Genomic DNA, 13880 nt, shown 5'->3' with positions numbered 1-13880 from the left:
TCACATAAAAAGGGATCGCCATCACAAGCGATCCCTTTTTTTATTCAAGCAGGTTATCCGAGCCTACGGTCCAAGACTTACAGTCACGAACTACGGCACAATCAAGATCTACTGCATGGCCGGTTCAGAATCTTCACCCAGGTTCTGCAGTTGCGGCAAATATGGGGTGATCGCATCAATGTCCGCCTGAGGCACATCTTTCGATGATTCATACATGTTTTTGCTTTGTTTCATCGCATTCATCATCATTTGTTTTTGCTCGGCGGGAATTTGGTCGTTGTTCATCATCGCCTGCATTTGCTCCATCATTTGCTGCATTTGCGGGCCTTGTTTCTTCATTTCCAACGCCATATAAGCCATCATGATTTGAGAGCCCACCTGAGACCATTGCTCCGGCGAATCAAAGCCATAGCCCTCAATGACATCTTCAAACTCACCGTACAAGCCGGTTTTCTTGAGAGCCACAACACCTTGTTTAAAGGCATCGCTTAACGAACCTTGCTTTTCAATGTTGGCATCATACGGGGAAAGTGTGGACTCGTGTTTATCACCAAAAGCTTCCACCGCAGGTTGGCTTTTGATCCATTGAGAGACCAAAGTACCGGTCAACGTATCCGCAAGCACTGAAGAAGACCACACAGTACAGAAGGCAAATACCACTGCACCTAAACGTAAAAGAGTATTCATCACATCATCCTTAATGGGTTATGAAGGCAATTTAAGGGTAGTTCATCCCCATAAATTAGCCCAAAAAAAGGCGATCTGGGACTAGAAATGCCCGACGATCGCCTTCTGCTTTCCTGCAAGTCTATAACTTAAGAACCGGAACGTGCATTGATGTAGGCTTGTTCAGACAATGCATGCCAATTGCTAACCCCGTCACGGAAGGCAATGAACGAATCAAACACCTTCTGGGTTAGAGGATCCGTTTTCGCCACTTCAGAAACCACCTCATCGGAGGTTGTCTTCAACACTGCCAAGACCTCGTCCGGTAGACGACGAACTTCCACATTATGCTTGTTCACCAACTCGCTTAATGCCGCATTGTTACGCGCCGTGTACTCATCCAACATATCTTGGTTGATGGCTTTAGTCGCTACTTTCAGGATTTCCTGAAGATCAGCAGGCAAACCATTCAGCGCAGTTTTGTTAATGGAGAACTCCATCATAGAACCTGGCTCGTGCCAGCCTGGGTAATAACAGAATTTCGCCGCTTTATAAAAACCAAACGCCAAATCGTTGTACGGGCCAACCCACTCTGTGGCATCAATTGCCCCCGTTTGCAGGGCTGTGAATAACTCGCCGCCTGGGATATTAACCGGCGTACCACCAACGCGCTTAAGTACTTCACCGCCCAAGCCCGGAATACGCATTTTCAGACCTTTCAGATCCTCAATGGAGTTAATTTCTTTATTGAACCAACCGGCCATTTGCACACCGGTATTACCACCAGGAAGCGGATAAACATCATGCTCTGCGTAGATTTCTTCCCACAACTCCTGGCCGCCACCGTAATTGATCCAGGCGTTGATTTCTTGCGCAGTCAAACCGTAAGGCACGGAAGTAAAGAACTGCGCCGCAGGCACTTTACCTTTCCAGTAATAAGCACCACTGTGCCCCATTTGCGCGGTTCCACGAGAAACGGCATCAAACACTTCCAATGCAGGCACTAACTCACCAGCACCATAGACTTTGATCTTTAAACGTCCGTTAGACATGGTATCTACCAGCTTCGACAAACGTTCCGGTGCCATGCCCAAACCAGGAAAGTTCTTTGGCCAGGAAGTCACTAACTTCCACTCGAAGGTTTGTTTCTCGGACGTAGTTGCTGCAGCCTGCTCATCACATTCTTGCTTCTGACAGCCTGACAACGCTACTGCAGCGGCACCAATACCTGCCGCCGTTAATAGATCACGACGTTTCATACGCTTCTCCTTGTCTCTATATTCGTTATTTTTATTTCAGAATTCCTAAAGTAGCTGAAGATTAGCATAGGCCAACATCAGCCACTTACTGCCTTCGTCGCTAAAATTTACCTGAACACGAGCATTTCCACCACGACCTTCGCAGTTCAATACAATGCCTTCACCAAAGATCTCGTGATAGACCCGTTGCCCTAGCGGAATCAAGGTCGAATCCGGTTGTCCGGCCGACAAGCCTAGCCCAGAAGCGGCAGGCTTGGTAATCGGCGTTTTCACTCGTAGCTCATGTACGTATTCGCTCGGAATCTCATTCACAAACCGCGATAAGCGATTGAAGTTTTCTTTGCCATGCAGCCGTCGGCTCTCCGCATAAGTAAGTACCAACTTACTCATGGCACGAGTAATGCCAACATAAGCCAAACGGCGCTCTTCTTCCAAACGGCCCGGCTCATCGGCCGACATCTTATGCGGGAACAAACCTTCTTCCATACCCACCATAAACACCAATGGGAACTCCAAGCCTTTCGCTGAGTGCAAAGTCATCATTTGCACCGCCGATTCGTATTCGCTGGCTTGCGTATCACCGGCATCCAGTGCGGCGCTGTCGAGGAAAGCCACCAGCTCAGAGGAATGTTCGGTTTCATTACGGAATTGCTTGGCGGCACTGGCCAGCTCCTGCATGTTTTCCACACGACTGCGACCGGCTTCGCCCTTTTCTTTAAGGTGGTGTTCGATCAAGCCACTGCGCTCAACCACTTGGCTCACAATCTCATCAAGTGGTAAGCCGTCGGTGTGTTGCGACATCTGATCAATCAGCTGAATAAAACCATCCAAGGCGTTCGCCGCCCGAGCCGATAACAGTTTCAGCGATAACATTTCATTGGCCGCATGCCATAGAGACACATTTTGCTGACGGGCAAAATCACGAATCTGCTCCGCGGTTTTATTGCCAATGCCTCGCGCGGGGACATTCAATACTCGGTCAAAGGCGGGATCATCATGACGATTAGACAGCAGTCTCAAATACGCCATGGCATTACGGATTTCCAAGCGATCGTAGAAACGCTGACCGCCATAAATACGGTACGGAGTACCGGAGCGCAATAAAGATTCTTCCAGTACTCGCGATTGCGCATTCGAACGGTAAAGAATGGCAATTTCATCCAGACGATGACCATCGGCCTGATATTCGTCGATGCGCTCAGTAATAAAACGCGCTTCTTCTTGTTCGTTAAAGGCTTCGTAGAGGTCAATCAACTCGCCTTCACCATCGTCCGTCCACAGCTTCTTGCCAAGACGATCCGGGTTGTTCTCGATCACCGCATTGGCGGCGTTCAGAATATTGCCAGTAGACCGGTAGTTTTGCTCCAGGCGGATGACATCCGAGCCGGCAAAGTCGGTCTGGAATTGGCGAATGTTTTCGATCTTGGCACCACGCCAACCGTAAATGGACTGATCGTCATCCCCAACCGCCGTTAAATGAACGTTTTGGCCCGCTAACACACGCAACCAAGCGTATTGGATGGTGTTGGTGTCCTGAAATTCGTCCACCAGAATGTTGCTGAACCGCTTCTGATAATGAGCCAATACATCCGGGCGTTTTAACCAAAGCTCATGAGAACGCAGCAGTAACTCGCCAAAGTCCACCATGCCACCGCGCTCACAGGCTTGTTCATAGGACTTATACAACTCGATCATGCGGTTGTAGTAAGGATCATAAGACGGCGGAATATGATCAGCACGCAGCCCTTCGTCTTTCTGCGAATTGATGTAACTCTGCACCTGACGCGGTGGCCATTGCGACTCATCCATCTGCTGTTCACGCAGAATACGCTTCACCAAACGCAATTGATCATCGGAATCCAGAATCTGAAAGTTCTCAGGTAAGCCCACGTCTTGGTAATGCAATTTCAACAAACGATGCGCTAACCCGTGGAAGGTGCCAACCCACATCCCTTGAATCGACGTACCTAAAATCTCTTCGATACGGCCTCGCATTTCCCGAGCCGCCTTGTTGGTAAAGGTTACTGCCATGATGGCATAAGGTGACACATGCTCTACCTGCATTAACCAGGCGATACGGTGTACAAGCACACGGGTTTTACCCGAACCGGCGCCGGCCAGCACAAGTGCACTGCCCTGTTCTGCAGAAACGGCCTGACGTTGAGCGTCGTTGAGATGATCTAAGAGATGGCTAATATCCATAATTGAGAACTGGTTCCTGCCGAGTTATCGACTTTTGGCGAATTTTTACGATTTATTTTCCATTGCTTTCAAGCAGTTATAAAAAACTCTTCGACTTCATCCGAATATCTAGTTACATAAGTTTACAACTACTGAGAATTCAGTCATTATCCTGAAGACAAATAATAACTATGTCTTTGGTGCAGTGACTTACTGCTTAATAACTTAGTAGCCCAAGATTACTCAGATAATCCGAGACTACATACAAAGCCGACAAGTATCTAACAAAACCAGATCGGCCACCAGCACACAAAGACGAATAGCCAGATTTCAGCTTATGCAATCACTAAATCAAGCAACTACGGCACCAGTAAATGATGTCTCCCAGCCTGACGAAGCGCCTTCCGGTGAAAGTCAGCTACTTAAGGCTCAGCTAAAACGGTTAGCAGTCGAGTCTAAGGCCTTTTACACCCTGTCGTTACTGGCCAGCTTGGTTGTCGTGGTTACCTTTTGGCATCATCTTCCTCCGGCGGTCACCATTGGCTGGTTGGTATTGCAATGTTGTTTACCGTTAGGCCAACTCGGCTTCTACTCTTTCATCGCCAATAATCGCCAAGTCGCTATGCGCACCAAGAGTATTCTTGCGACTCTGGGTTCAGCGCTGTCAGGCTTAGCTTGGGGCGGGATGTTCTTTGCTATCAATCCCACCTCAACCAATGATCAAGCCTTACTGTTCAGTTTAATTGCGTCACTAGCCGTCTACTCTACGGCCGCCTTTTCGGCCTATATGCCAGCGTTCATCGGCTTTGCCGTTGCTATTCTAGCCGCGCCTTTTATTCATCTGGTGAACATCCAGGATTTTGCTCACAGCAACCTAATTTTTGTCGCCGGATTGTTCTCGGTATTCGTGTTTTACAGTGCCGTACGCATCAATCGTTCTACCGTGATCGCGCTCAAGTATCGCGCGGATAAAGAGGCGCTGATTAATAATCTTACACATGCAATGACCCAATCCGATGAGCTTAATCAGGAGTTGATCCAAGAGGTCCAACAGCGAGTAGCGGCAGAATTAAAGCTCAAGCGCGCGCATGAGCAATTGGAACAAACCGTCGATCATAGAACGCAAGAGTTGCAACAAACCAACCACCTGCTCGAGCAGGAAATGTCGCTGCATAAAAACACCACCAAAGAACTTTTGGACAGCCAGAATCGCCTCTCCAAGTCGATGGAAGTTAGCCAACTAGGCTTATGGGAATGGGATCTTGAAAACGATTGTATTTACCATTCGCACTTCCACAAGTTGTTTGGCAGCAGTAACACCACCACCAACCAATTCCTGAAACACCTGAAAGCCAACACCCATCACGAAGATTTTCGTGCCGCCCGCAAAGCCTTGATTGAACACATGCGCGGCAATACCGAGCAATACTTGGTGCGTTACCGTATTCGTCAGCCGGACGGCGGTTGGTTATGGTTTGAAGATTCCGGACAAGCGGTGGAGTGGAATGAAAAAGGCCGAGCAACCCGGATATTGGGTACGCGCCGTGAAGTAACCCGAGAAATGGAGCATACCGAGAAGTTACGTCTCGGGAATATCGTATTCCAAAACACCACTGAAGCCATTGCCATTCTTGACCAAAACTTCCGCTTTATGACCGTCAATAACAGCTTCATCACCATGACGGGTTATGAACTGAACGAAGTCATCGGCAAAACCTCCGTGGATCTGGACGACTCGGTAGAGAAATTGGAAACGTTAAAAGCCATTGGTCGTGAGCTGGCCCATAACGACTTCTGGCAAGGCGAAATCACCGATTACCGAAAGTCCGGGTCGGCCTACCCAATGTGGCTCAAGATTAATTTAGTCCGTGATAAGAGTGGCTTACCATCGCATTACATTTGTTTGCTGTCGGATCTCACCGCGCGTAAAGAAATCGACCGCAAGCTGCGTTACCTGACGCATTACGACAAGCTCACCGGTCTGGTGAATCGAGACCTATTTCTCGATCGTCTACACGCTTCAATGCAACACAGCCATCGCACCGAACGCCCTTTGGCGCTGTTTCTGATCAACCTCGACCGCTTTAAACTGATTAACGATACCTTTGGTCATAATGCTGGCGACAAGGTTCTACGTACTGCCGCCGAACGCCTGTCCCAGATCTTTAGCGATGCCGATACCGTGTCTCGCTACAACAGTGATGAATTTGCCATTGCCATTGAATACTCAGACGATCTGAGAGCGATCCAAACCAAGGCACGTAAAGCCATTGAAGTGCTCAATCTACCGGTCAATATTTCAGATAAAGACCTAATCTTGTCAGCCAGTATCGGGATCAGCATCACCCCGAACCACACCAAAGATATGCATACCTTGATGAACCAAGCCGAGTTGGCACGAAATCAGGCCAAAGGCATGGGCGGCAACGTTTTCTATCTTTACTCTGAACACCTTAATGACAGTTCAGCTGAACGTTTACATCTGGAAAATGAATTACATAATGCACTGGTCAAACAACAGTTTGAGGTGTTTTATCAGCCAAAACAGAATCTTAAAGACAATTGCATTGAATCCGCTGAAGCATTAATTCGCTGGAACCACCCAGAACACGGTCTCATTCCTCCGGCCAAATTTATTCCTCTGGCCGAGCAAACCGGATTAATCAATAAGATCGGGGAATTTGTACTGCGAACCGCCTGTCAGCAAGCGCGTTGGTGGTCTTTGAAAGGTTTTGGCGATCTCAAAGTCTCGGTAAATCTGTCCGCCCAGCAATTGAAAGCCGACGGCTTTATGGCGCTGTTGAAGCAAATCCTCAAAGAAACCAATCTCGAAGCGGACCGCCTGATTCTTGAAATCACCGAAAGTTTATTGATGGACGATGTCGAAACTACCATCAGCCAGCTTCAGGACATCCGTGACCTTGGCGTCGGTCTGTCCATCGACGACTTTGGCACCGGCTATTCGTCCCTGAGTTACCTTAAGCGATTCCCAATCGACATTCTTAAGATCGACCAATCCTTTATTCGTGAAATCAACACCAATCAGGACGATGCCGCCATCACCAAGGCCATTATTGCCATGGCCCATAGCCTGGATTTACGCGTAATTGCCGAAGGGGTTGAAACCATCGAGTCCCGTGAATTCTTGCGAGATCAAAACTGCGACCTCATCCAGGGCTATCTGGTCAGTCGTCCACTTACGAATGATCAAATGCAAACCATGCTGGCCAATTTCGCCGCCTAATAAAAAGTACTCAATCACCGACTTCAAACCGCTCACAAAGCAACCAACTTCTATTCATCTTCGCACCAACATCTTTTCAAACGGCCTTTAGAAAACGACCGCTGATTCCCTATTACCGGGCTTTTTGTAAGAAAAGAAGGAAATATTTCACAGAGATCAATTAAAAATCAGCATAATGTTTGATTTTTATACAATCCATTGGTATTAAAAAGTAATAGAGATTACATAAGACCGTCACAATTCAGCTTTTAAAATTTCGAATTATTGATCACCAAGGAGGCCGACTATGATCAATGGCGAAAAAGTAAGCGAAGTGAAAACCGAAATACTGAACGCAAGTATGCATGTGGAGCTAGACGGTAAAAAAGCGCGTGAGCAGGAGAAGTGCAAGAAAATGCGTGCCGCTCGCTTATCCATTGAGCTCTATCGTGAACAACAGGAACTTCGACATCAAATCGAAGAATTCCCATTTGACGAGTAACTTCGCAAATACAGTCACCGCACATCATTAGATCTCTGCGTGATTGCAATCACACCCCTGATGTTGCCAGGTTTGTGAGTGTTAAGGATCATTTTCCAATCTTTGGTGTTGGCTAGTGTTCTTGTCCCTGCTTTCTTGCTGTTTTCTTTGTTATTTAATGAAACCTTCCGCCAAAAATAAGGACTAACCTTAGTAATATACTCACCTGATTTAACGGGTTTTTCGTACCAAAATAAGGTCGACTCATGCGTGCCATCAAACTCTGTTTTACTCTGTGTCTGGCGCTGATACTAAGTGCTTGCTCCACCTTCAATGTCTCTACGGATTACAACCCGAAACTCACCACCGACCACTGGAAAAACTATCGTTGGCAACTGGCTGACATTTCTCCCAAAGACCCTTACGACAGCGACTTAACCCGCCAACGCATCGTAAACGCGATGAATAAAGAGCTACAAGCCAAAGGATTCAACTTAACCGAAAACAAAACCGCCGACTTCCACATCTCCTATTTTTTTCTGGTAGAGCCCAAAATCGACGTACATCGTTTCTATAATCACCGATGCCCTTGGGTTGGTTGCAGCCACGCCAGATACGAAACCTATGTCGACGAATACCAATACGGCTCGATCATCGTAGACATTCACGACGGAACAACCAATGAATTACAGTGGCGAGGAATCGTGGGTTCACGGGTCAGTGAAGGCGCAACGCCGCAAGAAAGGGAAGAAACAATTGGTCTGGCAATCACTGAACTAATGAAGGCGTTTCCGCCGAAGGAATCTTTAAAAGAGGAAAAAGCGCTCTAACGCATTAGCGTCGGCGCTTCTTACGCTTAGCGGCTTTGTCAGCTTTCTCGGCTTCTTTTTGAGCGCGAACTTCTTCCATTTTGATTTCTTCGGCTTGAACCATCTCAGGCGTTTCATAGGTTACCTGACCCAACATGCCGGAACGCAGTTCATTCAGTAGAATTTCAGACGCTTTGTGTAGATCCACCATGCCGCCGGAACGACGACAGCCGCGTTTGTTGCCAATCGCTTCGAGTAGCTCTAGATCACTGCCCGGTAATTCATCAAGTTTATAGCGTTCCTGGACACGCTCAGGATAGGCTCGAAGCAAATAAGCACTGGCGTACATTGCCACATCTTCAAATTCCATGGCGGTGTTTTTTACCGCACCGGTAACCGCCAGGCGATAACCGCTGTCCGGGTTCTCGAACTTCGGCCACAAAATCCCCGGAGTGTCGGATAACAGAATGCCATTGCCAAGATTGATTTTTTGCTGACGCTTGGTCACTGCAGGTTCATTCCCTACTTTGGCGATCACTTTTCCAGCCAAGGTATTGATGAGAGTGGATTTACCCACGTTAGGAATGCCCATGATCATGGTGCTGATCGGTTTAAAGGAGCTCTCTTTTTGCGGCACCATCTTACGGCACAGGTCCAAAATCTGGTGTACCTGTGAAGGTTCTTCGGCGGTAAGAGCGAGTGTTTTCACCCCCTGTTCCAATTCAAGATAAGCCTGCCATTCTTTGGTCTTTTCAGGGTCAGCGAGATCACTCTTGTTTAGAATCTTGATACACGGCGTCTCGCCTCGTAATGAAGGCACCATCGGGTTATTGCTGCTGTAGGGAATTCGAGCATCCAACACTTCAATGACCAAATCCACCTGCGGCATGATCTGACGAATTTCTTTCTGGGCCTTGTGCATGTGCCCGGGATACCACTGAATAGCCATAACATTCCCTACAGATGGTGAACTTCTATCGAAGCAGGCATTCTACCGAAAACCCTTCTCAGCGAAAACTCATCCTTTTTCCAACCAATATCCACCTTTGGAAGGATCAGCTCATCCTTATCCCGTTTTAGTATGGTCACATAATGAAAGATCTACCTAAGATCTCACTACAACAGCCCCTAATAACAATAAAAAAACGATGTCGTTAGTCGGTGATTCAGTCATTAGACACCTTTATCCACAAGATCACCGGGCATCAATCAGAGAACATACGACATAGAGGGACGACTCATGGAGACGTTACTGGAAGATTCGATCAATACATCGCGACTTAACGCTCGCGATCCAATTACGAACACGAGCTCAGTATCTGCTCAGGTACTGACCTTTCCGCGAACTCATGCCCGCACATCAACCACGGAAGATCTTCCTGCTTTTTCCGAGGAAGAACGTATTCATTGGCTGGAAGCGTACGGCGGTCATTGCATGTCGTATTCAACACTGCAACCAAACATGCAGTACTTTGATTTACCCGGCGTAGGATTTATCGCTTACCGTGATGCCCTTGGAGAACGAGTTGTGTTGTCCGACCCAATTTGTCCACCGCATTTGCAGGTGCTGCTCATTGCAGAGTTCCTGAAAGCATCACCCAAACGCACCAGTTTTGTCCAAGTCACGTCACCGGTCGCCCAGATCCTGGCGCAACAATTCAATATGTACACCACCGAATTTGGTCAGGAAACGGTTATTCCATTGGCATCCTGGTCACTCAAAGGCAAGAAGAAACAGATCTTTCGAACGGCACTCAATCAAGCCGATAAGCTCGGCATCAAAATCATGGAGACCTTTTCTCATCTCCATGACGATTACGTTTCAGATAGCTGGCTAAGTACCCGCCGCTGTAAGAACAACGAAATTGGTTTCTTAATTCGCCCAAAAGACATGCCTTATCAAAAAGACGTGCGCCGTTTCTATGGTTACAAAGACTTACAACCTATTGGCTTTGTGCACTTTGATCCGATTTACCAACAGGGCAACGTCATTGGCTATGTGCCCAATATTTCGCGCGCCAATCACTTATTCAAACAAGGCTTGTTCTACGCCATCATGGCGGTCGCCTTGGAACAGTTCCGAAAAGAAGGGATTAAGCTCATAAACCTTGGCTTGTCACCCTTGCATCTCAAGGGGCCAAACACCGACGAAGTGCCTGGTATCCGTTCGTCCCGACCACTGACCCGGATGTTTCTGCTCACCCAACGCTTTGGTCAGCGTTTCTATAATTTCCAGGGCATTCAGTTCACTAAGCAGCGCTTTCGGGGGGAAGAACACACCACCTATGTGGCCAGCCGCAAAGCCTTACCGCTTAAAGCTTTCTTAGCCTGCTTTAAACTCAGCAATCTCATTTAGTCCATTGAATTAACGAAGTTTCCAAAAAGTAATACTCCTAAATTGTTCGTATTGCCTCTTCGCGCCGGTGTTGATTTAGACACATGGCGCATTTTTTTGTCCACCTCATAGGCGTCACTACTAAGGTTTGATATGGTAAGTAACACAAGAATCAATAGCGCGTTACGAAGTATGCTAATAAAAACAAAAATCTCGCCGCCCGCCCATTTCCATAATCTGGTCGAGCGAGAACGCCTGATTAAACGACTGAATACCTCTCAGGGTGGTCAACTCATTCTATTGGCGGCACCGACCGGCTATTCAAAAACCACCTTGGTCAGTCAATGGTTGGCACAAAGTGCGCGGGACTTTGCTTGGCTCACGCTCGATCATAAAGACAACGACCCCGGTCGCTTCTGGCGCTATGTCTTTTCAGCCCTATCCCATCAAGGCATTTCACTGCCCGAGCTGACACCGGAACTCATTGCCGAGCATTGCCCCAGCACCATCATTAACGCCTTTGAAGCCCTCAGCAGCGATACAACCTATACACAACAAACGCCTTTTGTTCTGATTCTTGATGATTTTCAATGCATCACCAATGACACCATTCTTAGCCAATTGAATGAGCTGTTGGATTTTCTGAGCACTAACCTCAATGTGGTGATTACCAGTCAGGTGTATCCCGACTTAAAGTTGTCGAGACGCCGTTCAAAGCATCAAATACTGGAGCTTACCCAAGCACAACTGGCATTCACCGAACAAGAAAGCGAAGCTTATCTGACGCATCTGGTGGATCATCAGGTGACATCACACACGCTCAAGAACGTCCATCAAAAAACCGAAGGTTGGCCTGCAGGGATTCAACTTTTGTCGATTGTGCTCGATCAGGAAGCTCAAAAGCGACATACCCTGGATTTAAGCACTCCCATATCCTTCTTCGACGATGAAGTGCTGGCGACCTTACCACCGGAACTGCAGCACTTTTTGCTCAACACCGCATTTTTACCTTGGCTGCACCCGCAGCTCTGTGATGCGGTATTAGAGATTGATCATTCAGATCGCCTCATCGAACAGCTGAATGAAAAGAATCTGTTTCTGGTGAAATACGGAGAAACCTGGCGCTTTCATGATCTCTTTAAAGAGGCCTTGAACAGCCACAACCAAGTGACCGAACGTCATCGACGTCGTGCTATTGATTGGTTTGAAGCCAATGGCTTTATTTCTCGTGCCATTGACCAATGCATTCCGCTCAAGGACTGGCAACGCATCACTCGATTGATGAATCTGGAAGCCAGAGCCAAGCTCACCAACGGCGAACACATGACCGTCGATGGCTGGTTGCGAATTCTGCCGAATGACATGCAGCAGGATCGACCACGCTTAATTCTGTTACGGGCAGCCATCTTTCTCACGAACAGCCACACAGAAGAAGCTGCGGAGCACCTTGATAAAGCGAAACGACAGCTGGAAATTTATCGCAACTCCCCTGAAAAGCAGGCCGAAGCGGAACTGACTGAGTCCGACTTAGAAGACACCGGTAAAGAAATCACTATCATGGAATCGTTCGTAGCCATGTTCCGAGGCGATTTCCAAAGCGCTCATTCGCTGTCAAAAACCGCGCTGGCAACGCCATCAGGAACCGAACATCTCGATCTTTTTGCGCAAATGCCCATGTGTCATGCGTTGATTCATCAAGGTAAGCTGACCGAAGCCATGCACCTTTCCGAAGCCATTATTCGGCAAGGCATGCACGATGCGCTTCCGTTTCCCGTGCTGATCGGCATATCCAATCTCATTCCCACCTACATGATCTTAGGCAAGCTCGATAACGCCCTGCAATTACTGGATCAAGTGGAGGACTGGCACGCGCAGTTACCGGTACCCTCACCCTATGCACCGTGGATCGACGGCATGCGCGCCTTAATATTCAGAGAACAAGCCCGATTGCCTGAAGCCCTGGAACGGGTTCAGACCTTATTGAACTATATTCCAGACACCACAGACCCATTTCAAATCATTCCTATCTACGCCATCGCAGCGCACATCTATCGTTGCAACTTTCAGATGGAACGCAGCGAGCACCTACTGCAACAAGGCTTGTTGGTTCAGCAACAACACTTACCGGATGATTGGCCGTTTTCTTTTCCTCGTTTAAGCAGTCTGCTATTGCTTGACGCTATGATTCATCAGAGAGAAGCCCCTTTAAATGAATGGCTTAGCAATAACGAAATCGAATTAAAAGATCGAACAGACTTCTTATCCGAATCGGAGCGCCTGTTTTTAGCCAAGATCTATCTGGCAGTGGGCCGTCATCAGGATTGCCAGCAGCTGTGCGAGAACATTCTTCGCCACGCGGAAGATGGCCACCGGGTACTTAATCAGGCCAAAGCCTTAGCGACCTTGACCACCTGCGCCGCAGACCAGCACGATTTTGAGCAGTGTTTGCAGTACCTACAAACCACCTTACTGTTGTGTGAACAACATGGGTTTACTCAGTTACTTTTGGATGAGGGCCCACACATCGGCCCACTGCTGCAAATGGCTCGCCCCTATGCATCAAACCCAGACTATGTCGACTTGTTGCTGACCACCTTTGAGCAACATCAGCAACGATTCATAGACCACACTCAAACCACAAAGGCAGTCACTGCCGAGTCATTGCTAAACAACAGCGACAAAATCATTACGTCCTCTGAATTGGTCGAACCATTGAGTAAACGTGAAAATCAAATTCTTGGGCTGATTGCTGAAGGCTTGAAGAATCAAGAAATTGCCGACCAACTGTTTGTGTCCATCACCACGGTGAAAACACACGTTCATAACATCTATGGAAAAATGGACGTGAAAAATCGCACCGCCGCCGTCGCCAAAGCACGGGAACTAAACCTGTTAACCAACCAGTAAGAAGCATGAGTAAAGCAGC

9 protein-coding genes are annotated in these 13880 nt (G+C 47.8%); 5 read left to right on the top strand and 4 right to left on the bottom strand.

The window, feature by feature from the left end; all coding sequences use genetic code 11:
- Positions 1-108: 108 nt before the first annotated feature.
- From ACFOEK_RS17320 to uvrD, 3 genes are all read right to left on the bottom strand, one after another.
- Entirely contained in the window at positions 109-687 is a 579-nt protein-coding gene (locus ACFOEK_RS17320; protein WP_386722729.1) for a hypothetical protein, read from the bottom strand.
- Positions 688-815: 128 nt separating this feature from the next.
- The gene (locus tag ACFOEK_RS17315) at positions 816-1925 is read right to left on the bottom strand and encodes a TRAP transporter substrate-binding protein (RefSeq protein ID WP_386722728.1); all 1110 of its coding nucleotides are present in this window, start codon (positions 1923-1925) and stop codon (positions 816-818) included.
- Positions 1926-1970: 45 nt separating this feature from the next.
- Positions 1971-4127: a DNA helicase II gene (gene uvrD, locus ACFOEK_RS17310; protein ID WP_386722727.1), complete on the bottom strand. Its 2157-nt coding sequence runs from the start codon at positions 4125-4127 to the stop codon at positions 1971-1973.
- A 316-nt stretch (positions 4128-4443) separates the two neighbouring features.
- Between uvrD and ACFOEK_RS17305 the strand changes: the two genes are divergently transcribed.
- The 3 genes from ACFOEK_RS17305 to ACFOEK_RS17295 all read left to right on the top strand — a co-directional run bounded on the left by ACFOEK_RS17305 (position 4444) and on the right by ACFOEK_RS17295 (position 8640).
- The gene (locus ACFOEK_RS17305) at positions 4444-7350 is read left to right on the top strand and encodes an EAL domain-containing protein (RefSeq protein ID WP_386722726.1); all 2907 of its coding nucleotides are present in this window, start codon (positions 4444-4446) and stop codon (positions 7348-7350) included.
- A gap of 286 nt (positions 7351-7636) precedes the next feature.
- Positions 7637-7831, top strand: a complete 195-nt coding sequence (locus ACFOEK_RS17300; protein ID WP_386722725.1) for a PA3496 family putative envelope integrity protein — start codon at positions 7637-7639, stop codon at positions 7829-7831.
- 245 nt (positions 7832-8076) lie between these two features.
- Positions 8077-8640, top strand: a complete 564-nt coding sequence (locus ACFOEK_RS17295) for a DUF4136 domain-containing protein (protein ID WP_386722724.1) — start codon at positions 8077-8079, stop codon at positions 8638-8640.
- Between the two features lie 4 nt (positions 8641-8644).
- On the opposite strand, the gene ylqF is transcribed toward ACFOEK_RS17295, so the two are convergent.
- On the bottom strand, positions 8645-9568 hold the full coding sequence (ylqF, locus tag ACFOEK_RS17290) for a ribosome biogenesis GTPase YlqF (RefSeq protein ID WP_386722723.1): 924 nt from the start codon (positions 9566-9568) through the stop codon (positions 8645-8647).
- A gap of 291 nt (positions 9569-9859) precedes the next feature.
- Here ylqF and ACFOEK_RS17285 point away from each other — a divergent pair, with 291 nt between their 5' ends.
- Both ACFOEK_RS17285 and ACFOEK_RS17280 read left to right on the top strand, forming a co-directional pair.
- Positions 9860-10975 carry a DUF2156 domain-containing protein gene (locus ACFOEK_RS17285; protein ID WP_386722722.1) on the top strand — a complete coding sequence of 372 codons (1116 nt, stop codon included), beginning with the start codon at positions 9860-9862 and terminating at the stop codon, positions 10973-10975.
- A 171-nt stretch (positions 10976-11146) separates the two neighbouring features.
- Positions 11147-13861, top strand: a complete 2715-nt coding sequence (locus ACFOEK_RS17280; RefSeq protein ID WP_386722721.1) for a LuxR C-terminal-related transcriptional regulator — start codon at positions 11147-11149, stop codon at positions 13859-13861.
- The last annotated feature ends 19 nt before the right edge of the window (positions 13862-13880 follow it).

This window comes from Litoribrevibacter euphylliae (genome assembly GCF_042646085.1).
GTDB lineage: Bacteria > Pseudomonadota > Gammaproteobacteria > Pseudomonadales > Litoribrevibacteraceae > Litoribrevibacter > Litoribrevibacter euphylliae.
Note: the sequence above shows the minus strand (reverse complement) of the source record. Positions and strands in the feature narration are given on the sequence as shown.

Bases quoted from the DNA above. Each gene is read 5' to 3' on its own strand.
- ACFOEK_RS17320 (WP_386722729.1), bottom strand. From the start codon at position 687: ATGAATACTCTTTTACGTTTAGGTGCAGTGGTATTTGCCTTCTGTACT.
- ACFOEK_RS17315 (WP_386722728.1), bottom strand. From the start codon at position 1,925: ATGAAACGTCGTGATCTATTAACGGCGGCAGGTATTGGTGCCGCTGCA.
- uvrD (WP_386722727.1), bottom strand. From the start codon at position 4,127: ATGGATATTAGCCATCTCTTAGATCATCTCAACGACGCTCAACGTCAG.
- ACFOEK_RS17305 (WP_386722726.1), top strand. From the start codon at position 4,444: ATGCAATCACTAAATCAAGCAACTACGGCACCAGTAAATGATGTCTCC.
- ACFOEK_RS17300 (WP_386722725.1), top strand. From the start codon at position 7,637: ATGATCAATGGCGAAAAAGTAAGCGAAGTGAAAACCGAAATACTGAAC.
- ACFOEK_RS17295 (WP_386722724.1), top strand. From the start codon at position 8,077: ATGCGTGCCATCAAACTCTGTTTTACTCTGTGTCTGGCGCTGATACTA.
- ylqF (WP_386722723.1), bottom strand. From the start codon at position 9,568: ATGGCTATTCAGTGGTATCCCGGGCACATGCACAAGGCCCAGAAAGAA.
- ACFOEK_RS17285 (WP_386722722.1), top strand. From the start codon at position 9,860: ATGGAGACGTTACTGGAAGATTCGATCAATACATCGCGACTTAACGCT.
- ACFOEK_RS17280 (WP_386722721.1), top strand. From the start codon at position 11,147: ATGCTAATAAAAACAAAAATCTCGCCGCCCGCCCATTTCCATAATCTG.